This is a genomic window from Scandinavium sp. (assembly GCF_036271055.1).
GTDB lineage: Bacteria > Pseudomonadota > Gammaproteobacteria > Enterobacterales > Enterobacteriaceae > Scandinavium.
On record NZ_DATBBJ010000073.1, the window covers coordinates 427,661 to 448,698 of the forward strand.

Here is a 21,038-nt window from a genome sequence, read left to right on the forward strand (position 1 = left end):
CTGAAAGCCTCGTTATCAGCGGTTAATCATCTCTTATGGCCCTGCTTATCTCGCTCTCTACACCAGAGCAGGCGCTGCGTGAGCTGCACTTAAACGTTGCTAGGTGACTGTCTTTTTTTGTCGGAAATATTGAACACTTGTGTACGGAATCATGCGTGAAACAGGTGCCTATCTGGATACCCTACTCGCACTTCTGTGACGCTCTGTACCCACAGCTTCTGAGAAACAAAGTCAACACAGTTGATTATCATTATATTTACTTTTAGAGGCGCGTCATACTTCTGGCAAATAGATAATTTTGTTTATTATGCACTTAAACTGCATGAAGTTAGGCTTAAAAACCTGCAATGACGCCTTTATCTAATGGATAGTTATTCATTTCTGCTGTTAAAAATACCTTCCACTACCTCTCATTTTGGCGCTTCGCCTGATGCGATATTTTAAAAAAGTGTTAAATTTATACGCAGATAGTGAGTAACACTATGCTCCACGGCTAATTAAGAACATATTACTTACAATACTAAGGTTCATCATGGATAAGTTATCTTACGCTTCAGATAGCAACACATCTGCCTGGAATACCTACCTGCAACAAATCGAGCGCGTTGCTCCTTACCTTGGCGAATTGTCCCGTTGGGTCGACACCCTTCGTCATCCTAAACGTGCGTTGATTGTGGATATTCCGGTTCAGATGGACGATGGCACCATCCGTCACTTTGAAGGTTACCGCGTACAGCACAACGTCTCCCGCGGCCCGGGCAAAGGCGGTGTTCGCTACCACCCGGATGTGGATCTGAACGAAGTGATGGCGCTGTCTGCCTGGATGACCATCAAATGTGCGGCGCTGAATCTGCCGTACGGTGGCGCCAAAGGCGGAGTCCGCGTCGATCCTTTCAAGCTGTCTGAAGGTGAGCTTGAGCGCCTGACCCGTCGCTATACCAGCGAAATCGGCATTATTATCGGACCACAAAAAGACATTCCGGCACCAGATGTGGGCACCAACGGCAAAGTGATGGCGTGGATGATGGATACCTATTCCATGAATCACGGCACCACGATCACAGGTGTTGTCACCGGCAAACCGATTCACCTCGGCGGTTCTCTCGGTCGTGAAAAAGCGACTGGTCGTGGCGTGTGGATCAGCGGTCGTGAAGTGGCGCGTCGCGCCAATATCGCGGTCGAAGGTGCTCGTGTTGCGGTACAAGGTTTTGGTAACGTGGGGAGCGAAGCTGCTCGCCTGTTCTCTGCGTCCGGTGCTCGCGTTGTGGCGATTCAGGACCATACTGCCACCCTGTTCAACGCCACAGGCATCGACATGGATGCCCTGACAACCTGGCAGATTGAGCACAAACAAATCGCCGGCTTCCCAGGGGCTGACACCATCGCCAGCGAAGCGTTTTGGGACGTCGACATGGACATTCTGATCCCGGCGGCGCTGGAAGGTCAGATTACCCGTGAGCGCGCGGAAATTCTGAAATGTAAACTGATCCTCGAAGGCGCAAACGGTCCAACATACCCGGATGCCGATGATATGCTCGCCAGCCGCGGAATCATCGTGGTGCCAGATGTCATTTGTAACGCAGGTGGCGTAACCGTCAGTTACTTCGAATGGGTTCAGGACATGGCGAGTTTCTTCTGGAGCGAAGAAGAAATTAATGCGCGCATGGACAAAATCATGACCGATGCGATGGTTCACGTCTGGGAAAAAGCGGCAGAAAAATCCTGCTCCCTGCGTACCGCTGCGTACATCGTTGCCTGCGAACGTATTCTGCTGGCACGTAAAGATCGTGGTATCTATCCGGGCTAAAGCCTGAAAACGGTGAGTCGTTTTTCGGCTCACCGTCATTTCTCACGTCAACATTAGCGATATTTTTCGCAAAATACGTCGATATCTTCCTGCTGAAAATCCTGCAAACGTTCGATAATCGTTTCCAGCGACCAGTCCCACCAGGCAATACGCTGCAACTCCTTCGCTACCGTCTCTGTAAAGCGCGGTCGCAATAATTTCGCCGGAACACCGCCAACAATCGTATACGGCGCAACGTCTTTGGTGACAACCGCTCCTGCCGCCAACACCGCACCGTCACCGATGGTAACGCCAGGCAGCACAATTACACCGTGTCCAATCCACACATCATTGCCGATCACGACTTGCTCATCCCGCCGATGGGAAAAGAAATCATGATCGCGGGTGGCGTTCGGCGAATAATATTCCGGGCAATAGGTAATGCGATGCTGTGAGGCGCGTTCCATTGGATGATTAGGCGCACCGATGCGGACCTGATTGGCAATCGCTACGAAACGCCCAATCTTAGCGTCAGCCAATGTGCAGTATTCGCCCACATAGGAGAAATCGCCCAGCGACGAATACTCCAGCGCACTGTGCGCCAGAATTTCACACTGCTGGCCAATCCGGCATTCACGCAGGTGCACACTACTTTCGATAAAGGTTTCGGCAAGTTTTACGGTTTTCATCAACAAACGGCTCCACGAAGAATTATCGACACTCTATTGCCTGTTTGTTAACGAAAAATGACGATCGCTTTCAGTCGAAATTTCTGGTCTGCGCTATGCTGTAAGCCGTTGTAACTGATCTCAGGAGTCAGGCGATGGCCGACTGGAACCCTTCGTTGTATTTGCAGTTTGCATCCGAACGCACTCGCCCGGCTGCGGAACTGCTGGCCCGGATTGCTAAACCTCTGGCGAATTATGTCGCCGATTTAGGCTGTGGTCCTGGAAACAGCACCGAATTACTGCGTGCGGCGTGGCCGGATGCCGTCATTACTGGCGTGGATAACTCCCCGGCAATGCTTGAAAAGGCACAAGCGGCGTTACCTGACTGCCAGTTTGTGAATGCTGATATCCGCCAATGGCGGCCAGAACAGCCGCTAGATGTGTTGTATGCCAACGCTTCACTACAATGGGTCGCGGAACATCAAACGTTATTCCCGCATTTGGCCTCACTTCTGGCGGATGAAGGCGTGCTGGCAGTGCAGATGCCGGACAACTGGCAGGAGCCGTCTCATGCATTAATGCGCCAGGTGGCGAGTGAACTCGGGCATCCACCACGTGGACGTACACCGCTGGCAGGCGTGCAGGCGTATTACGATTTATTGAGTGGCAGTGGATGTGAAGTGGATATCTGGCGCACGACTTATTTTCATCCGATGGCATCGCATCAGGCGATCGTTGAGTGGCTTAGAGCCACCGGGCTGCGCCCGTATTTGCAGGATTTAGACAGTGTGAGTCAGAAAGCGTTTCTGAACCGCTATGTGCAACTGCTGGAGGAACATTATCCGCGCCAGCAAAATGGGCAGATCCTGTTGGCGTTCCCGCGCTTGTTTATCATCGCGCGTCGCGTTACCAGCTAAAATCGCGCACTAAAGAGAGATCCCACGCCGTCGCAAACAAGGACACAAAAAGAATGATGTTTACGGCGGTCTCTATTTTCTTTTCCATGATGATTCTCCTGATGGTCTGTTGACCATTCCACAGGGAAAATCTTACTGATTTCTTAAACGCCACGATTACAGATTCATCCGATAAAGCACGAAATCTTCCACGTCTGCAAACTGGTCATAGAGTTTACGCGCTGGGTTGTTCTCGCGTGTATGCCAGTAAAGGCGTGACCAGCCTTGTGTTTTGCCTTCATCAATCAGCGATTGAATCAGTTGACGCGCAATGCCGTGCCCACGCATTTCAGGAGCGACGAACAGATCTTCCAGATAACAGAGTGTCGATAACTCCCACGTGCCTTCATGCAAAACGATGTGCGCAAACCCCACCACTTCGTCATTAACCACTGCTACGCGCCCATTGATAGACGACTGCACATTCAACATCCGCAACCAGGTTTTATCAGTGACACTGTCACTTACTTTTGACTCATAAAACTGGTTATACCCGTTCCACAGTATGCGCCACTGAGGTTTGTCCTGGGCCTGAATTTCGCGAATCACAACGTCCATTGCAGCTTTACCTTAGGTGAGTTGGTAGCATTTATCGGGGAGTATTTTCGCCGGAACCTCAGTTTCGTCATTCATCTGCAGTAAATCAATCTCGATAGCGTTACTGATTGCGTCCAACGGCAGATCATTATTTTCCACTCCGAATGGCTCTTCAAGTTCTTCTGCCAACACATCGAGCGAAATAAAGGTGTAGGAAATCAACATGGAGATGAACGGCGTCATGTAATGCAGGTCACTCACCAACGCAAACGGCAGCATGATGCAGAACATATATACCGTCCGGTGCAGAATAAGCGAATACGCAAAAGGCACTGGCGTACCGGCAATACGTTCGCAACCCGCGAGCACGGCCGACATATCGTTGAGCCGATTATTCAGGCTGTGGAATAAAATGTCCGATAGCGCGCCCTGTTGGCGGTGCTCTGCCAGCCAGTTCCCCATCAACAGCAAAATACGGTTCGCCGGAGATTGCACCGCTAACACCTGTGCGAGCTGATCAGGCGATAGATATTTCTCCAGCGTTTGTTCCTGAGGTAAGCGCCTGAGTTGCATGCGCAGTGAATGGGCGAACGCAATTTGTAGTTTAACGAAGGCCGTAACATCCGCATCGGACGGCAACGTATTCTTCACTTCGCGTAACAACGACCGCGAAGCAATCATCAACTGGCCCCACAACTGGCGGGCTTCAACATAGCGCGAGTAACAGGCGTTATTGCGAAAACCGAGGAAAATCGCGATAGCCACACCGAGAATACTGAACGGTGCCACGGTGAGCTTCACGCCCAGCGACGTGTACCACGGCAGCATGATGATGACGGCCACCGACAGCAGGAAGTTAAGGAACAGTCGCGAGAAAATCTTGGATAACACCGAGCCGTGCCAAACGAAAATTCGCGCAAGCCAGTGTTCATGGGGTCTGAGGATCATGAGTCACTATCAGTAGAAAGAGAACGCCGTTATTTAACGTGATCCAAATCACTCTTTCAAGTTTATTACGCTTTTACTTCACATCTTCATAACAATAGCGCGTTTTACTTTCTCTCATATTCGGCTCATAATATGAGCCGAATATGGCAACAATCGGCTCAGGGGGGAACATGACGCAATGGATCTGGCAACAACCGAACTGGCCTGCCTTTGAATGGCAGGAAGAGACTGTTTTGCCTTTGCTGCGCCAACTCCAGCGAAAATCCGGCGTACTGATTGGTCGCAGCGAAATGCAGGGCGAAGAGCGGCAAACCCTTGATGCGTTGTTATCCAACATTCTTGCTTCTTCTGCCATTGAAGATGAACGGTTGAATGCGCAATCGGTGCGCTCATCACTCGCTCGCCGACTTGGCGTTGACGAAGAAACCCCCTTCCCGGTTTCCGAGCGCTCAGAAGGTGTGGCCTCGATCATGCTCGATGCCATTGATAACCGCCATGATCCCCTGTCTCTGGCGCGTTTGCACCAATGGCATCATTGGCTTTTCCCTCACGATCCGTGGTCAATGCATGCGGTTCATGCCGGGGAATTGCGCGGCGGCGAACCCATGCAGGTTGTTTCCGGGCGAATTGATAAGCCGGTGGTTCATTTCGAAGCGCCGCCGCGCGACGGCCTTGATGTGCAACTCAACGCCTTTATCGACTGGTTCAATCTGAGTAAAGATGATCCCCTTACCGACCCCATTTTACGGGCCGCCGTGGCGCATTTGTGGTTTGTTACGTTGCATCCTTACGATGATGGCAATGGGCGTTTAACCCGCGCGCTCACGGATTTGGCGCTGGCTCAGGCCGATAACCAGAGTATCCGGTTGTATGCGATGTCGGTGTCGATTCTTGAACGGCGTAATCAGTATTACCAGATCCTTGAACGCACGCAAAAAAGCAGACTGGATATCACCGACTGGCTGCTGTGGTTTCTGCAAACACTTGATGTGACGCTGGATAATGCGCTCGCGAGAGTCGACAGCACGCTGGCAAAAAGCCGTTACTGGAAACATAATGACGCCGCTCGTCAGTCACTTAGCCCGGAACAGCTCAAAGTGATTAATCGCCTGCTCGACGGCGGCGAAAGCGGCTTTGCGGACGGGATCAACGCCAGTCAGTATCAAAAGGTCGCCAAAGTGAGTAAAGCTACTGCAACCCGTCATCTGGTTCATTTGCTCGAACAAGGTTTGCTGGAAAAACTCCCCGGCGGCGGACGTAACACCCGCTATCAGATCTTGCATCCTGCGTGAGCCGAAACTAATGCCTTATTCGGCTCATAATATGAGCCGAATATCACAAGTATTTGGCTCAATTATTCCCTGTTAAGCTTTCAATCGCAGAGGAGTTAAGAGAGTATTATTAAGAAAGCTTAACTGTATGTTGTAACTAATGAGCTATTATTAAAAACCCGGCTCGTTGGCCGGGTCAGAAATCAGCAAAGTGGTTTTACTGCTTCTCGCATACCTTTGGTCAGAATAGCGTCCAGGTCGTGAGCCACCTGCTCTGCCAGCCCTTTAACCTGCATCAAATCTTGCTCCCAGTGAGCTTTCACCGACAGCACCGATTCAACCAGTGATGTAGTGCTGATTTGTTTGTCGTGATGCAAAGACCAAAGCTGCTGAAAACGTTCGATCCAGTACGCATCATCCTGAACCGGGTAGCTCTCACCGTTCCGTTCACCACGATAAAATGCAATCAATGCCGCCAAAGCAAACGTCAGGCGCTGAGGCAATTTCCCTGTTGTCGCCTGCCCTGCCAGCAACTGCGGCAGAATTCGTGTGCGGAATTTGGTCATCCCGTTGAGGGAGATCGACAGCAATTGGTGCTTGATGTACGGGTTACGGAATCGCCCGGTCACTGCGCTGGCGAAAGATTCCAGCTCATCACGCGGTAAATCCAGTACCGGAATGATTTCCTCATAGATAGCTTTCTCAACGAATGCACATATTTCTGCGTCATTCATCGCTTCACCGACGGTATCAATCCCTGCCTGATAAGCGACCGGCACCAGCGCGGTGTGAGCGCCGTTAAGGATCGCCACTTTGCGTTCTTTGTACGGCTTGATGTCGTCAACAATCAGCACGTTAAGCGGCAATTTATCGAGGCGTAGTTCGTGGGCCAACGTTTTCGGCCCCTGAATAACGAACAAATAAAAGTGTTCGGCGGTATCGAGGAAGCCGTCTTTGTAGCCCAATTCGGCTTCAAGATTTGCTGCTTCATCGCGTGGATAACCGGTCACGATGCGGTCAACCAGCGTGGAACAGAATGCGTTAGCGGTGTTCAACCAGGCGACAAACGCCGCCGGTAATGCCCATTCCTGCGCGTAGCGAAGCACTAATTCGCGCAGCGCTTCGCCATTATAATCAATCAATTCGCACGGAATGATGACCCAGCCTTTGTCCGCAGCACCGTTGAAATGCGTGTAACGTTCGAACAACAAGCGTGTGAGTTTTGCGGGATAGCTGACCGCAGGTGCATCATCAAATTTATCACCCGCGTGGTAGCTGATACCCGCCTCGGTGGTGTTCGAAAACACGAAACGCATGCCAGGATTATGCGCCAATTTGAGGAATTCCTGATAGTCACTGTATGCGCTGATTTCGCGATTAACGGAACGAATCAGGCGCGCGTCACTCACTGCTTCGCCCTGTTCATTCAGTCCGCGGATAATCGTGGTGTAGAGTCCATCTTGCGTACTGAGCGACGGCGGGAAATCGCTGTCGATGGGACGCACGATAACCACTCCAGCATTGAGATCGGTATGTTGGTTCAAAAGGTCAATTTGCCAGTCGACAAAAGCGCGAAGAAAGTTACCTTCTCCGAACTGAATAATGCGTTCAGGGTACTGAGCACCGGGAAAATCGCGGCGGTTTAAGGTTTTCACAATGGGTTTCCCTTTTTAATTGGTCATACAGCCTGCGTTATTGGTCTAATAACTTATCAGACTTTAGAACCCGGAAACCCTGTTTTGATCAAACCGTGCGCTGCTTTTTACGAGGATTAAACGAATTTGTAAAAGACGGAGGTCGCCGTCATCGCTCCATCAGGCATGAGCGCAAAACGCGGGATCTCTCCGGCCTTTTGCCAGCCACACCGCTGATAGAAACTCTCCGCCCCACTCCCAGTTGCGGTATCCAGCACCAGAACGGATTTACTCAAACGCATTGCTTCCTGCTCCAGTGCATCCATTAACAGGCGAGCAATGCCCTGACGACGACCGCGCGAGTGGACTAACAACTTTGCCACTTCCGCCCGATGCGGCTGGTTCTCCGGTAAATCTGTGATTAACTGAACCGTACCAACCAGTTGACCATCAGCCAACTCTGCCGCCAGCACAACACGTTCGTTTGACGCCACGCTTTGTGCGACTTTTTGCCAAAAGGCGATGGCTTTGTCGGGATGAAACGGCTGCATAAAACTGACGGATGCTCCGCCGTTCACACAGTCGACGAGAATGTCAGCCAGTTCCGGCAGGCGTTGTAGGATATCGTGATGGGAAAGGGAAATCAGACGAACGGGCGAAGTCATGAGGGCCTCCTTAACAAGACCCCTTTACTATCTAATTAACATGCTGATAACACAAGAAAGCGGCCATAGGCTTTACTTATTCACGCACGATGATTTTGGTGCTGCTGTTTCATCGCGTACATCCGCTTATCTGCCGCTCGCAGCCAGCCCGGTAAGTCAGTAATATCGCCGTGATTAAACTCAATAACGCCCCAGGAAAATGCCAGTTTCCACGGTTTTCCTGACGACAAATTAAAGGCGTTGGCTTCTTCCTGTAGATGCTGCATGGCAATCCACGCCCCGCTCTCATCGGTATCGGAAAACAGAATGCCGAACTCATCACCTCCGTGGCGCACCAACAAATCCGTATCGCGGAAAGTTTTGACCAGCAGTCGCGCCATTTCCCGTAACGCGATATCGCCTTCCGAATGTCCATAGCGGTCGTTAATCTGTTTGAATTTGTCGAGATCGATCCAGCCCAGTGTCAGCGGTTCCGCACGACGATGGGCAGACGCTATGGCAAAATTCGCCAGGTGTTCAAAGCCGCGACGATTAAACAAGCCGGTTAATGAATCGGTGGTCGCTTCGCTAATCGATTGAAATTCGTCTTCCACAATCGAAGCTAAATCCCGCAGCAATAACTCGTCTTCCGCACTGAAAGTACGCGTCTCCCTGTCGAGTAGACAGAACGAACCCACCATTGCGCCATCGGGTAAACGTAATGGATACCCCGCATAAAAGCGGATGTGGGGTTCGCCCACGACCAGCGGATTGTCGGCAAACCGATCGTCCTCTAAAGCGTTATTCACGATGAGCGGCGTTTCGCTGAGGATAACGTGCCCACAAAAGGAAATATCTCGCGGCATCGAGGCGTAACGCAGGCCGTCGCAGGATTTAAACACCAGCGATTCATCGTCAACCAGGCTCACCATCGCGATTGGCACTGTAAACAGACGACGAGCTAAACGAGTGAGTCTTTCAAATCGCGCGGGTTCTCCCGCATCCAAAATGCCGGACTCCCGAAGCGAAGTCATCCGCTGAGATTCATTTTCCGGATTAGCGGGACTCTTCATCGCGTCTCCTCATGCAGAATAATTAACAGCGTAGCCTGGATTTTGCAGATGTAGCGGAGTAAACGTTAGTGAGCGAAGATTTGGTTTTTACCGCGTCTTTTGGCTTCATACAGCGCGTCATCCGCGGATTTTAGCCAGGCTGCAACATCTTCCATTTCCGGGCGCGCGCAGGCGACACCGATGCTAAGCGTTAACGCAAGTTCGCTATCAGGCAGCGTGGTGATCACCGCCGTGGCTTCCATGATCCGGTGGGCAATCAACACCGCCTCCTCCTGCGAGGTATCGGGCAGCAAAATCACAAATTCGTCACCGCCCAGCCTCGCCGGAGTATCGGTGCTGCGGGTAGCGACGTGCAGGATTTGCGACACTGTTTCCAGCATCGCATCGCCGATTTTATGGCCGTAGCGATCATTAACGTCTTTAAAGTTGTCGAGATCGATAAATACCAGCGCCGAATCACCGCAGGCATTTTGCAAACGGGTGAGCTCCCAGGCAATGCGCTTTTCCAGAAGACGCCGGTTGGCGATGTCCAGCAGCGGATCTTTCATCGCGATCCGCTCCAGCTCATGGCTTTTTCGTCGCAGTTTCACCGCCAGAATATCGGTCAACACACACAGTGCCAGCAGATAAATGGCAATCAGTGGCAGTGTTGCCAGCATCGTGCGCTGCGATACGCCGGAATGAAATTCCATGCCTATACACAACCAGGCGACGGCAAAAACGCAAACCATCATCACTGCGGCTTTACGCATTAGCACAACGCCGCCAGCTGCTAGTCGGTCCGCAAGTAACAGGGTGGCAATCGCCACTGACGGCAAAGGGTTCAGCGCCATTAACGCTATCCATAACCCGCCCGCTCCGGCGTCAATCACCAGATTTTGATGTTCAGCCACCAGCGGCGCACGGGCGCTGCGGGCGCGTAAATACGCAACGGTCGGCCACACAAAAGCATTCACGGCCAGCAGGCCGCGCAGCCAAAAGGAGCGGTCGAGTTCGTCGAGTACTGACAGAATGGGGAAGAAACAGAGAAAGGTGCCGAGGATACGCATCAGATACATACGGCGAATAAACCGCATTCCCGGGACCTTATCATTCGTTTTATGTTGGTCAAAACCGTTCATTCAATGCGATTTTCCGATGCCTTAGCGACGGTATCGTATTTTCTTTAGCAAAACCCCGCAAGCTATCAAATAAGATAGTTGAATGTTTTTGCATAATAAACGCTCATATAGGTGACAGTGTCACAGAGATTATGATGCTACGATTTCCCGTGAGCCCTCTTCGGCAAGCGATTTGGCGCAGGTTTTATTGCGTCCGGCCTTTTTCGCACGGTAAAGATATTCATCGGCTTCCACCAGCAATTCATTGAAAGCATCAATCATTGCTTTCTTGCCGACCATGCCGTTCCCAATCCCCACACTCACCGTGACGCGCAGCGGCTGTTGTCGCCACTGGAACACGTTCGACTCAATACGCTTGCGAATTTTCTCCGCTAACTGATAACCGTCGAGTGGATCTTGCGTTCGCGCCGCGACGACAAATTCTTCGCCCCCCATGCGCGCCACCAGCCCCTGATCGCCAACGACGTCATGCACCTGACGGGCAAAAGCCGCCAGCACATAATCACCGCACTCATGCCCGTAGTTATCATTCACGCTTTTGAAGAAATCAATATCCAGAAGCATCACCGTCAGGTGCTGATCCGCCGTCGATGGCTGGTTTTTTAATGCTTCATACAGGCCGGAACGGGAATACACGCGGGTGAGAAAATCAAAATCTGCGCGCAAAGAGACCTGACGCATTAGATTATTGATGGCAGCCACACTGGTCGACACAATCACCGGGCTAATCGCGAGCGTGGCAATCCCCAACCGGGTTGAAAATAACTGTGAGGTTTGAAGTGGACCGGTGACCGCTAAATTAATCACCGAATTTGCCACCAGAATAATTTCGCTGGCGCCAGTCACCATCGTGAGCGCACAGGTAACAGGCAAAGGGTAGCGAATAGCACACCAGATAAGCGCAGGCAGCGGAAACGCCAGGCTGCCCGCCCCGCCAACGGCAATCGCCGCCAGCACAGAAATCACTAACGTCAGTGCTGGAAGTAATTGTTTCCAGTGAATTCGCGTAATTTCATGTGGCATCGTCATGGTCATGACACAGGGTAAAATCAGCACCCCGGTAGAAAATTGTTCGCTAAACCAGTCGGCTAACAACGGCATAAAGGATTGCCTGTCGATCCCGACCGATCCTAATGCGCCCAACAACGTACAAAACACAGCAGCAACAAGGCAATAATAGAACAGCCGCAGCGCGTTGATCGGTTCCGGTTCACTGCCCGCCCGGCGTTTATCCCGCATTACCAGCTGCGCCACTATCACGATAAACACCATATTCGAGGCGTTAATCACTAAGGATGCCAGTCCCCATTGCGTGGTCATCACGTCATACAGGAGCATCGCCCCGTAGCAAATACCATAATAGTGCAGACGGTTAAGCCAGATATAACGGGCAAATATCGCCGCCATCACCGCATTCAGCGGCCAGAACAGCGACAGCTCCTGCACCAGACGCAGCATCGCCCCGAACGCATAAAACAACGTGGTGATGACAAACAGGAAAAAGGCATTACGAAGAACGTGCGCTTCGCTAAACACGGTGAACCGGGGAACAGAAATAGAACGCATTAATTATCTTTCCATATAATCGCTAAAGGCAATTATTTCGGGAATCGCAGGTCGATGATCGTTAATAGTGAATACTATTGATCACAATGCGCGTATTAACAATTCTATGTGTTACTTATTTGTTGTCTATTTGCAAAGCTGAGGGTTAACCCGTCAGTACACCGAACGACCCAGCCGCTGAGTCAGTTTTTCGAGCACCGCTGTACCCGCCAACGAGTTACCTGCGTCATCAAGCTGTGGACTCCAGACGGCAATCGCCATTTCGTGCGGCACGATCGCCACAATCCCGCCACCGACGCCTGATTTCGCCGGAAGCCCGACACGCCAGGCAAACTCTCCGGCATTCTGATACATACCGCTGGTCGCCATCAGGGCGTTCACCTGTCGCGCCTGTAACGGCGTAATGATGGTCTGATTTCGTTGCGGAAAATGCCCTTGATTTGCGAGAAACAGGAAGGTTTGCGCCAGCTCGACACAGCTCATCTTTAACGCGCAGTAATGGAAATAGTTTTGCAGAACGGTAGTCACATCATTATGGAAATTACCGAAAGATTTCATCAGCCAGGCAATAGCTGCATTACGCGCGGCGTGATCGAACTCTGAACGTGCCACAACGGTGTCATAGGCAATATCGTCCACGCCCGAGAGTTTACGCACGATTTCCAGCATACGCTGGCGCGGCGCACTGAGTCGGCTTTGCAGCATATCGCACACCACCAGCGCTCCGGCGTTGATAAACGGATTACGCGGAATGCCCTGTTCCATTTCAAGCTGCAACAGTGAATTAAACGGCTGACCAGACGGATCCTTACCCACTCGCTGCCAGATCTCCTGCTCCTCGTAATGGTTCATCGCCACCACCAGGCTCAGCACTTTGGAAATCGACTGAATAGAGAAGCGCTCCTGCGCATCGCCTGCAAAGAAATGATGGCCATCAACGGTGCTGATCGAAATCCCTAGCTTTGCGCCATCCACACAGGCCAGCGCGGGAATATAGTCCGCGACTTTGCCTTGCCCAATCAGCGGTTTTACCTCTGCCAGAACCGATTCCAGCATGCTGTTATTGATGACCGTTGCCACTCTTGCTCCTTGCCCGCAGGCTAATTCCGGCCTGCGAGTATATCAGCGTCAGGCCGGCAGACGAAAGCGCATTACCGCCTGTGTCAACTGTTGTGCGCTGGCTTCAAGGTGGCGCGATGAAGAAGCTGTCGAGTTGACCAGCTCTCCCGTTTTCCCCGCAACCTGATTCAGCGAATGGAGCTGGCGGGTCATCTGATGAATGTTTTCGCCCTGACTCAGGGTCGCATTGGAGATATCAGTCAATAATGCGCTCAAGTTACCCACCAACTGCGTCACCTGTTGGAGATTATCTTCCAGTAAACTGACCGCCTGTGATCCCTCTTCAATCCCTTGTAGAGAATTGTTTATCAGCCCCTGAATAGTTTGCGTTGATTCGCTACTTTGTCGCGCCAGCAACCCAACCTCTCTGGCAACCACCGCAAAACCGCGCCCTTGATTACCCGCATGTGCTGCTTCAATCGCCGCATTCAACGCCAAAATATTCGTTTGAAACGCTACGCTGTCGATCATAGCGACGATCCCGCGCATTTCCGCCGAACGATCGACAATTGCCTGCATCGACGCATTTACCGTGACCATCATCCTGTCGCCTCCGGCCGCCACCAGGCTCGCTTCTTGTGCTCGTTCACGCGCCAGCCCCGCATAACTGGAATTGCCTTCCACATGCGATTCTAAAGAGGCGATATGCCGTGTGACATCATCCAGCTCCTCTGTCTGCTTTTGCGCTTGTTGCGATAGTTCTTTGTTACTCTGCGCCAGCCGCGTGATGTTGCCAGTAATCGATCCGGTCGCCTCACTGACCTGCGTCACCAGCAACTGCAGCCCTCTTTGCATTCCACTCAAACTGGTACTTATCTGTGCCACCTCACGATTGAAACGTGATACATCCGGCAACGGCTGCGAAAGGTCACCCTCAGCCAGCATTTTGATATGCGCAATTAAACGACGCAGCGGCACAATCACCCACTTCGCCATTCCACGCCAGACCAGCAGCGCAACGATTAACAGCACCGCAGGTGCCAGCATAAACAGATGTTGCAGCCCGGACAAATTGGTCATTAACGACTGACGCCCTTGTTCGGCACGTTGCTCACTGGCGGCCTGAAAACGCGCATAGTTATCGTTGAAATCACTCTGAAATACCTGCACTGGCACCGCAAAAAAGGCATCAATGGATTGCGTCTTTTGCAGGCCATTGAGTTGCTCTTCAATCGCACCGTAAAACTGCTGGTAGCTGTTGATCAGCGCGTCATCTTTCTGTGGGGCCATCGCCAGCCACGCCTTCCAGGCTTTTTGCGATTGTGTCAGCGTGGCGCGTGCGTCCTGTAACAAACCGTCTGAACTGCCGACAGAACCCGTTTCTTTATCCTGCATAAAATAAACGCCCGCGCGGTTGAGCAGATCGCTTGCCGCCAATAATGACACCCGCGCCTGATCGACCTTGAGTTGTTGGAGATGCGTACGCTGATTATGTTGCTCACTGAGACGAGCGTTGTGCAAAGACCAGGAAAGTAAAAATGAGGACGCAATTTGTACTGCGCAGAACAGTCCGATGATGAAGAAAATACCGGCCAGTAACCCAAACTGCTGAGGGAAAAAGCGACGTGTAAAACGGCGGGAAATTTGCATTAAGTTCATAATAGTCATCTGTAACAACACGTTAGCCGCGAGTGTACGGAATGAAAATGACAAACCCATGACAAAACATTGCCCGGCAAACATTCGCCGCCGGGCATGCGTTAAAACTTAATGACGATCCTTCCATACGGTCTGCACATTACAAAACTCATGCAAGCCGAAATGGGACAGTTCACGACCGAAGCCGCTTTTCTTCACGCCACCAAAGGCTACACGAGCATCGGAGGCGCTGTAGCCATTAATGAACACGCCGCCGCACTCCAATTCGTCGGCAAAGCGCTGCGCCTGTTTTTCGTCTGCGGTATAGACCGTTGCAGACAAACCGAAATCGCTGTCGTTCGCCAGGGCAAGGGCATGATCCGCATCACGAGCAACGGTAATCGCCGCCACCGGGCCAAACATCTCCTGACGAAACGCGGTCATTTTCGGTGTCACGTTACTGAGTACGGTTGCAGCGTAATAGTTACCTTTGCCGGAAATTTTCTCGCCGCCGAGCAACAGGGTCGCGCCCTCTTCCAGCGTCGCGGTCACCTGGTCGTGCAATTCATCACGCAGATCGTAACGCGCCATTGGGCCTAAATAGTTTTGCTCATCTTGCGGATTACCCATTTTCAGTTTGGCGGTCGCCGCCACAAACTTCTCGGTAAACGCATCAGCAATGCCCGCTTCCACGATGAAACGTTTTGCTGCCGCACACACCTGCCCGGTATTCTGATAACGCCCGATCACCGCCGCTTTTACCGCTTCATCAATATCGCCATCATTGAGGACGATAAACGGATCAGAACCGCCAAGCTCTAGTACGCATTTTTTTAGCGCCGCACCGGCCTGTGCGCCAATCGCTTTCCCGGCGCGCATACTGCCCGTCAGCGTCACTGCGGCAATACGCGGGTCATTGATCATCTGTGAAACCCCGTCATTGGTGGCATTTACCCAGCCAAACACGCCAGCAGGGATCCCCGCTTCGGTAAAGATGTCGCCAATCAGTTTCGCGCTGCCCATCACGTTCGGGGCATGTTTCAGTAGATAGCTATTACCCGCCAGCAAAATGGGCACCGCGCCGCGCATCACCTGCCACAGGGGGAAATTCCATGGCATTACGGCCATGATTGGCCCCAAAGGACGATACTCGATAACCGCTTTATTGTTTTCAACCTGAGTCGCTTCGGGGCCGAGCATCGCCGGGCCGTGTTCTGCATACCAGTCACACAGGTTCGCTGACTTGGCGACTTCACCACGAGCCTGCGCAATCGGTTTACCAATTTCGCGACTGATCATCAACGCCATCTCTTCGCCGTGCTGGCGCAATACTGCGCCCACTTTACGCAGCGCATCAGCGCGCTTGGCAACTGTTGTGCGCTTCCACAGGCGATATCCTTCATCTGCCAGGGCAACGGCCTGATTCACTTCTTCGCTTGTGGCCCAGGCCAGCGTCGAGAGGGTTTCGCCCGTTGCCGGGTCAAGGGAAATGGCGTGAGTTGTAGGTGATGTCATGATTTTTGTCTCTCTGTTTACTGAGGCTGTTGCCTAATACTGGACCACTCTGCTATTTATGGATAATGAATAATATTGACCACTCTATTCACGATACGAGAACGTTATGGACCTGACTCAACTTGAGATGTTCAACGCCGTCGCCCTGACCGGCAGCATTACCCAGGCCGCGCAAAAAGTGCATCGTGTGCCGTCTAACCTCACCACTCGCATTCGCCAACTGGAAGCGGATTTGGGCGTCGAGTTGTTCATTCGCGAAAATCAGCGCCTGCGGTTATCCCCGGCCGGACACAGTTTCCTGCGCTACAGCCAGCAGATCTTAGCCCTCGTCGATGAAGCGAGAATGGTGGTCGCAGGCGATGAGCCGCAGGGCTTGTTCTCGTTAGGGTCACTCGAAAGCACCGCTGCGGTGCGCATTCCCCCGACACTGGCACTCTATAACCAGCGGTATCCGAAGATTCAGTTCGATCTGGCGACCGGGCCGTCAGGCACCATGATTGATGGCGTGACCGAAGGCCGACTCAGCGCGGCGTTCGTCGATGGGCCAGTCATGCATCCGGGCCTGGAAGGCGTGCCGGTGTATCAGGAAGAGATGATGATTGTGACGCCGAAGGGGCATGCGCCCGTTAAACGAGCCAGTGACGTAAACGGCACCAGTATTTATGCGTTTCGCGCCAACTGTTCCTACCGCAGACATTTCGAAAGCTGGTTCCACGCTGACCGCGCCACGCCGGGCCGCATTCACGAAATGGAGTCTTACCACGGAATGCTGGCGTGTGTGATTGCCGGGGCGGGCCTGGCGATGATCCCGCGCAGCATGTTAGAAAGTATGCCCGGTCATCACCAGGTGGATGCCTGGCCGTTGGCTGAGAAATGGCGCTGGCTGACGACTTGGCTGGTGTGGCGGCGCGGTGGGATGACCCGCCAACTCGAAGCGTTCATCTCTTTACTCGATGAAAGCCCGCAGCCGACCGCCGTTTCTTAACGCAGCAAGATTTTCCCCTGCATCCAGGTCACCGCTGTGCCACTCATCAGCACACGGTTTCCCTTACGTTCGCAGCGCATATCCCCGCCGCGCGCCGATACCTGGCGCGCCAGCATCTGCGTTTTGCCGAGTTTTTCACTCCAGTAAGGAATAAGCATGGTGTGCGCCGAACCGGTCACCGGATCTTCCCACACCGCTTCGCCTGGCGAGAAAAAGCGACTGATAAAGTCGTACTCACCCGTTCCTTTCGCGGTAATGGTCACCTTGTGTTCTATCGGTGTCATCGCGGCGATATTCGGTTTGATGGCTTCAACCGCTTCGCGGCTTTCCAGCTCAATCAGCCACGCACGACCTTTGCGGGCGGCAACATAGGTTTTGATACCGAGCGCCGCCAACATTTCTGCAGGCGGTGTCTGTTCGGTGGTTGGCCCGGCAGGGAAATCCAGCGTGAGCCATTCACCTTCACGGCTCACCGTCAGCCTGCCAGACGCCGTATCAAAATGAATACGCGCGTCCGGATAATCGAGATGGTTGAAAATGACATGCGCAGTGGCAAGCGTCGCGTGACCACAAAGATTGACCTCGTTACGCGTGGTAAACCAGCGCAGTTCAAAGCCCCCTTTCGCCGGAATAAAGAACGCCGTTTCAGATTGATTATGCTGCTGCGCCATTTGCAGCAACTGCTCGTCAGGCAACCATTGTTCAAGCGCGCAGACCGCCGCAGGATTCCCGGCAAAATTCCGGTCGCTAAAGGCATCTACCAACCAGACAGGCACGGTTTGCATTAAAAATCTCCTTCGCGCAGATAAACGTTACCGATGATATACGTCGTCGCCTGACCGCTGATTAACACGCGATCGCCCTGCCATTCACAGCGTAAATCACCGCCGCGGGTGGAAACCTGACGCGCCTGCATCTGCGTTTTATTCAATTTTTCACCCCAATAAGGGATAAGCATGCTGTGGGCCGATCCGGTAACCGGGTCTTCTGCGACGGATTCGCCAGGGCAGAAAAAACGGCTGACAAAATCATGTTTATCGCCAGGTGCCGTGACGCAAACCATCTTGCCGAGTGGTAACAGCGCGTGGATGTCAGGCGTGAGCGCTTCTAGCTGTTGCTGACTTTTCAGCACCACCAGGTAATCACGTGCGACGCGCACCTCTTCATATTCCGTTATGCCAAGGCTTTCCAGTAAAAGCGCCGGAGGCTGTGTCGGTTCAGATTTCCACGCCGGGAAGTTTAGCGTCAGCCAGTCACCGTTGCGGGTCACCGTCAGTTCACCGACGAAACGCGTCGAAAAGCGAATTTCTGTATGCGGATAATCGAGGAATTCAAAAATGACATGAGCGCTGGCAAGAGTGGCATGACCACAGAGATTGATTTCGCCCTGTGTCGTAAACCAACGCAGCTCAAAGCCGCCGTCAGTACGCACGAAAAACGCGGTTTCTGACTGGTTGTGTTCCTGCGCCATTTTCAGCAGCGTGGCATCCGGTAACCATTCGATCAGCGGACAAACTGCCGCCGCATTGCCGCCGAACGTGCGGTCGCTGAAGGCATCGACCATGTAAAACGGAATTTCCTGCATCGCGGTATCCTTTAGTTTTTATAACGACTTAGCAACAGTAATACCGTTTCTAAGGGAAAATTACGAGCACCCTTCCAGTTTATGACACCGCTTTTTTCTTTCTCCGTTCAGCAGAGTAGGATTGGACGTAAACAGATAAACATATATGTTGCTTTTTATTCCATAGGTGTTAGCATTTCTGCCAGGGAAATGCGGTGAAGTATTCAGAGTTTAAACGCTGGTTGTTACGTCATGGCGCAAAAGAAATGCCCGAGCCGCTCCGCCGCGTGATCCTCAAAGATCTGGAATTGAACTGACACAGCAGGAGTCACGACTTATGTACATCTACCCTGTATCACTGACTCACGATGAGGTCACCAACAGCTGGATGGCTGCTTGTCGTGACCTGCCGTTAATGCATTCCGTCGGCGACAGCATTGAAAACGCGCTGTATGAAGCCGCTTTTGGGCTGGTGACTGCTATTGCGATTGAAGTGGACGAACGCCGCCCGATCCCAACTGGAAGCGCCGCACAGAAAGGCGAATACACCGTTAGCGTGCCGGTGCTGGTCGCGATGAAAGCTGCACTGCATAACGCGATGATAGAAACTGGCACTCGTAAGGCCGAACTTGCCAGAAAGCTGGAGCAAAAGCCGCCGCAGATCGACAGACTGTTAGACGTCGAGCACTCCTCGCGCATCGAAACCGTCGAGCTGGCGTTGCACAAACTGAACCGCAGCGTTCGCCTCACCATCACCGCGTCATAACATTCTGAGATGCGATCTTGATCACAAAACGGTTGTGTTTTGCACAACGATGGTTTTAAGATCGCCCTCTCTTCATTCCCGTCATCCATCCAGAAAACTGCCATGACAACAAACACGGTTTCACGCAAGGTCGCGTGGCTGCGAGTGGTCACCCTTGCCATTGCTGCCTTTATCTTTAACACCACGGAATTTGTGCCGGTGGGGTTATTGTCTGACATCGCCCACAGCTTCTCGATGGAGACCGCGCAGGTCGGGATTATGCTGACGATCTACGCCTGGGTGGTGGCATTGATGTCGCTGCCGTTTATGTTGCTGACCAGCCAAATGGAACGCCGCAAGCTTTTGATTGGCCTGTTTGTGTTGTTCATCGTCAGCCACGTGCTGTCGTTTTTGGCCTGGAATTTCAACGTATTGGTTATAAGCCGTATCGGTATCGCGTTTGCCCACGCAGTGTTCTGGTCGATAACCGCGTCGCTGGCCATACGTCTCGCGCCTGCCGGGAAGCGTGCGCAAGCACTGAGTCTGATCGCGACCGGCACCGCGCTGGCGATGGTGCTCGGTTTGCCGATTGGTCGCGTTGTCGGTCAGTACTTCGGCTGGCGCACCACCTTCTTTATCATCGGTCTCGGGGCGCTTATCACCTTAGTGGCGCTGATTAAACTGCTGCCAAAAATACCGAGCGAACATTCCGGCTCGTTGAAAAGCCTGCCGATATTGTTCCGCCGTCCGGCGCTGATGAGCCTCTATTTGCTCACCGTCGTAGTCGTGACCGCTCATTACACCGCCTACAGTTACATCGAACCGTTCGTGGTAAACGTCGCCGGTTTCGATGCCAACTTTGCCACCTTCTTGCTGCTGGCACTGGGTGGCGCGGGGATCATCGGTTCAGTCGTGTTCGGGAAACTCGGCAATCGCCATGCGTCGACACTGGTCAGTGGCGCGATTGCCCTGCTGACAATTTGCCTCGGCGTTCTGCTGCTGGCGGCTGAAAGTGAAATTAATCTGACCATCCTGAGCGTTATCTGGGGTGTGGCGATCATGGTGATTGGCCTGGGAATGCAGGTCAAAGTGCTGGCGATTGCGCCAGATGCTACCGATGTCGCGATGGCGCTGTTTTCCGGCATCTTTAATTTGGGTATCGGCGCAGGCGCGTTGGTGGGCAATCAGGTCAGTTTGCATTTCTCGATGGCGGATATTGGCTACGTAGGTGCCGTACCCGCTCTCGCGGCGTTGGTCTGGTCGGTGATTATTTTCCGCCGCTGGCCGGTGGCGCTGGAAGAACCGGTTCAGCAGAGCTAAACCGGCTT

At 52.6% G+C, this 21,038-nt stretch carries 19 protein-coding genes; 6 read left to right on the forward strand and 13 right to left on the reverse strand.

Annotated features, from left to right (window positions below; translation table 11 throughout):
* Positions 1-532 precede the first annotated feature (532 nt).
* Entirely contained in the window at positions 533-1,807 is a 1,275-nt protein-coding gene (locus VH187_RS15785) for a Glu/Leu/Phe/Val family dehydrogenase (protein ID WP_329702387.1), read from the forward strand.
* Positions 1,808-1,860: 53 nt separating this feature from the next.
* Here VH187_RS15785 and VH187_RS15790 read toward each other — a convergent pair whose 3' ends face one another.
* On the reverse strand, positions 1,861-2,475 hold the full coding sequence (locus tag VH187_RS15790) for a DapH/DapD/GlmU-related protein (protein ID WP_329702388.1): 615 nt from the start codon (positions 2,473-2,475) through the stop codon (positions 1,861-1,863).
* A gap of 134 nt (positions 2,476-2,609) precedes the next feature.
* On the opposite strand from VH187_RS15790, the gene tam reads away from it, so the two are divergent.
* Positions 2,610-3,371: a trans-aconitate 2-methyltransferase gene (gene tam, locus VH187_RS15795; RefSeq protein WP_329702389.1), complete on the forward strand. Its 762-nt coding sequence runs from the start codon at positions 2,610-2,612 to the stop codon at positions 3,369-3,371.
* Positions 3,372-3,527: 156 nt separating this feature from the next.
* On the opposite strand, the gene VH187_RS15800 is transcribed toward tam, so the two are convergent.
* Together VH187_RS15800 and VH187_RS15805 are read right to left on the reverse strand one after the other, a co-directional pair.
* Positions 3,528-3,968: a GNAT family N-acetyltransferase gene (locus tag VH187_RS15800; RefSeq protein ID WP_329702390.1), complete on the reverse strand. Its 441-nt coding sequence runs from the start codon at positions 3,966-3,968 to the stop codon at positions 3,528-3,530.
* A 12-nt stretch (positions 3,969-3,980) separates the two neighbouring features.
* Positions 3,981-4,895, reverse strand: a complete 915-nt coding sequence (locus tag VH187_RS15805; protein ID WP_329702391.1) for a bestrophin family protein — start codon at positions 4,893-4,895, stop codon at positions 3,981-3,983.
* Between the two features lie 170 nt (positions 4,896-5,065).
* Between VH187_RS15805 and VH187_RS15810 the strand changes: the two genes are divergently transcribed.
* On the forward strand, positions 5,066-6,187 hold the full coding sequence (locus tag VH187_RS15810) for a Fic family protein (protein ID WP_329702392.1): 1,122 nt from the start codon (positions 5,066-5,068) through the stop codon (positions 6,185-6,187).
* A 182-nt stretch (positions 6,188-6,369) separates the two neighbouring features.
* On the opposite strand, the gene VH187_RS15815 is transcribed toward VH187_RS15810, so the two are convergent.
* The 8 genes from VH187_RS15815 to sad all read right to left on the reverse strand — a co-directional run bounded on the left by VH187_RS15815 (position 6,370) and on the right by sad (position 16,416).
* Positions 6,370-7,821 carry a tagaturonate reductase gene (locus VH187_RS15815; RefSeq protein WP_329702393.1) on the reverse strand — a complete coding sequence of 484 codons (1,452 nt, stop codon included), beginning with the start codon at positions 7,819-7,821 and terminating at the stop codon, positions 6,370-6,372.
* Positions 7,822-7,937: 116 nt separating this feature from the next.
* Complete coding sequence (locus VH187_RS15820; protein WP_329702394.1) at positions 7,938-8,465, reverse strand: GNAT family N-acetyltransferase; 528 nt, start codon at positions 8,463-8,465, stop codon at positions 7,938-7,940.
* Between the two features lie 80 nt (positions 8,466-8,545).
* Entirely contained in the window at positions 8,546-9,517 is a 972-nt protein-coding gene (locus tag VH187_RS15825) for a sensor domain-containing diguanylate cyclase (RefSeq protein ID WP_329702395.1), read from the reverse strand.
* A 65-nt stretch (positions 9,518-9,582) separates the two neighbouring features.
* A complete protein-coding gene (locus VH187_RS15830) occupies positions 9,583-10,593 on the reverse strand; it encodes a sensor domain-containing diguanylate cyclase (protein ID WP_329702396.1) in 1,011 nt (336 codons plus the stop codon).
* A 174-nt stretch (positions 10,594-10,767) separates the two neighbouring features.
* Positions 10,768-12,204 carry a GGDEF domain-containing protein gene (locus VH187_RS15835; protein ID WP_329702397.1) on the reverse strand — a complete coding sequence of 479 codons (1,437 nt, stop codon included), beginning with the start codon at positions 12,202-12,204 and terminating at the stop codon, positions 10,768-10,770.
* Positions 12,205-12,357: 153 nt separating this feature from the next.
* Positions 12,358-13,284, reverse strand: coding sequence for a glutaminase B (glsB, locus tag VH187_RS15840; RefSeq protein ID WP_329702398.1), 927 nt, complete (start codon positions 13,282-13,284; stop codon positions 12,358-12,360).
* Positions 13,285-13,332: 48 nt separating this feature from the next.
* Positions 13,333-14,922 (reverse strand): methyl-accepting chemotaxis protein, encoded by a 1,590-nt coding sequence (locus tag VH187_RS15845; protein ID WP_329702399.1) that lies wholly within the window; start codon positions 14,920-14,922, stop codon positions 13,333-13,335.
* A 108-nt stretch (positions 14,923-15,030) separates the two neighbouring features.
* Positions 15,031-16,416, reverse strand: coding sequence for a succinate-semialdehyde dehydrogenase (gene sad, locus VH187_RS15850; protein WP_329702400.1), 1,386 nt, complete (start codon positions 16,414-16,416; stop codon positions 15,031-15,033).
* A gap of 106 nt (positions 16,417-16,522) precedes the next feature.
* Between sad and ptrR the strand changes: the two genes are divergently transcribed.
* Positions 16,523-17,401 (forward strand): putrescine utilization regulator PtrR, encoded by an 879-nt coding sequence (gene ptrR / locus VH187_RS15855; protein WP_329702401.1) that lies wholly within the window; start codon positions 16,523-16,525, stop codon positions 17,399-17,401.
* Here the strand turns inward: ptrR and VH187_RS15860 are convergent.
* Entirely contained in the window at positions 17,398-18,186 is a 789-nt protein-coding gene (locus VH187_RS15860; RefSeq protein WP_329702402.1) for a PhzF family phenazine biosynthesis protein, read from the reverse strand. The two genes, ptrR and VH187_RS15860, sit on opposite strands and share 4 nt — an antisense overlap.
* Positions 18,186-18,986: a PhzF family phenazine biosynthesis protein gene (locus VH187_RS15865; RefSeq protein WP_329702403.1), complete on the reverse strand. Its 801-nt coding sequence runs from the start codon at positions 18,984-18,986 to the stop codon at positions 18,186-18,188. The genes VH187_RS15860 and VH187_RS15865 overlap by 1 nt, the downstream gene beginning before the upstream one ends.
* Before the next feature lie 316 nt (positions 18,987-19,302).
* On the opposite strand from VH187_RS15865, the gene VH187_RS15870 reads away from it, so the two are divergent.
* Both VH187_RS15870 and VH187_RS15875 read left to right on the forward strand, forming a co-directional pair.
* Positions 19,303-19,731, forward strand: coding sequence for a type II toxin-antitoxin system HicB family antitoxin (locus VH187_RS15870; RefSeq protein ID WP_329702404.1), 429 nt, complete (start codon positions 19,303-19,305; stop codon positions 19,729-19,731).
* Between the two features lie 102 nt (positions 19,732-19,833).
* The gene (locus VH187_RS15875) at positions 19,834-21,030 is read left to right on the forward strand and encodes a sugar transporter (protein ID WP_329702405.1); all 1,197 of its coding nucleotides are present in this window, start codon (positions 19,834-19,836) and stop codon (positions 21,028-21,030) included.
* Positions 21,031-21,038: the final 8 nt, after the last annotated feature.

Excerpts from the sequence above, each read along its gene's own strand:
- VH187_RS15790 (WP_329702388.1), bottom strand. The coding sequence starts at position 2,475 with ATGAAAACCGTAAAACTTGCCGAAACCTTTATCGAAAGTAGTGTGCAC.
- VH187_RS15865 (WP_329702403.1), bottom strand. The coding sequence starts at position 18,986 with ATGCAGGAAATTCCGTTTTACATGGTCGATGCCTTCAGCGACCGCACG.
- VH187_RS15835 (WP_329702397.1), bottom strand. The coding sequence starts at position 12,204 with ATGCGTTCTATTTCTGTTCCCCGGTTCACCGTGTTTAGCGAAGCGCAC.
- tam (WP_329702389.1), top strand. The coding sequence starts at position 2,610 with ATGGCCGACTGGAACCCTTCGTTGTATTTGCAGTTTGCATCCGAACGC.
- VH187_RS15810 (WP_329702392.1), top strand. The coding sequence starts at position 5,066 with ATGACGCAATGGATCTGGCAACAACCGAACTGGCCTGCCTTTGAATGG.
- VH187_RS15875 (WP_329702405.1), top strand. The coding sequence starts at position 19,834 with ATGACAACAAACACGGTTTCACGCAAGGTCGCGTGGCTGCGAGTGGTC.
- VH187_RS15805 (WP_329702391.1), bottom strand. The coding sequence starts at position 4,895 with ATGATCCTCAGACCCCATGAACACTGGCTTGCGCGAATTTTCGTTTGG.
- VH187_RS15830 (WP_329702396.1), bottom strand. The coding sequence starts at position 10,593 with ATGCGGTTTATTCGCCGTATGTATCTGATGCGTATCCTCGGCACCTTT.
- VH187_RS15860 (WP_329702402.1), bottom strand. The coding sequence starts at position 18,186 with ATGCAAACCGTGCCTGTCTGGTTGGTAGATGCCTTTAGCGACCGGAAT.
- sad (WP_329702400.1), bottom strand. The coding sequence starts at position 16,416 with ATGACATCACCTACAACTCACGCCATTTCCCTTGACCCGGCAACGGGC.
- VH187_RS15820 (WP_329702394.1), bottom strand. The coding sequence starts at position 8,465 with ATGACTTCGCCCGTTCGTCTGATTTCCCTTTCCCATCACGATATCCTA.
- ptrR (WP_329702401.1), top strand. The coding sequence starts at position 16,523 with ATGGACCTGACTCAACTTGAGATGTTCAACGCCGTCGCCCTGACCGGC.
- VH187_RS15845 (WP_329702399.1), bottom strand. The coding sequence starts at position 14,922 with ATGAACTTAATGCAAATTTCCCGCCGTTTTACACGTCGCTTTTTCCCT.
- VH187_RS15870 (WP_329702404.1), top strand. The coding sequence starts at position 19,303 with ATGTACATCTACCCTGTATCACTGACTCACGATGAGGTCACCAACAGC.
- VH187_RS15800 (WP_329702390.1), bottom strand. The coding sequence starts at position 3,968 with ATGGACGTTGTGATTCGCGAAATTCAGGCCCAGGACAAACCTCAGTGG.
- VH187_RS15785 (WP_329702387.1), top strand. The coding sequence starts at position 533 with ATGGATAAGTTATCTTACGCTTCAGATAGCAACACATCTGCCTGGAAT.
- VH187_RS15825 (WP_329702395.1), bottom strand. The coding sequence starts at position 9,517 with ATGAAGAGTCCCGCTAATCCGGAAAATGAATCTCAGCGGATGACTTCG.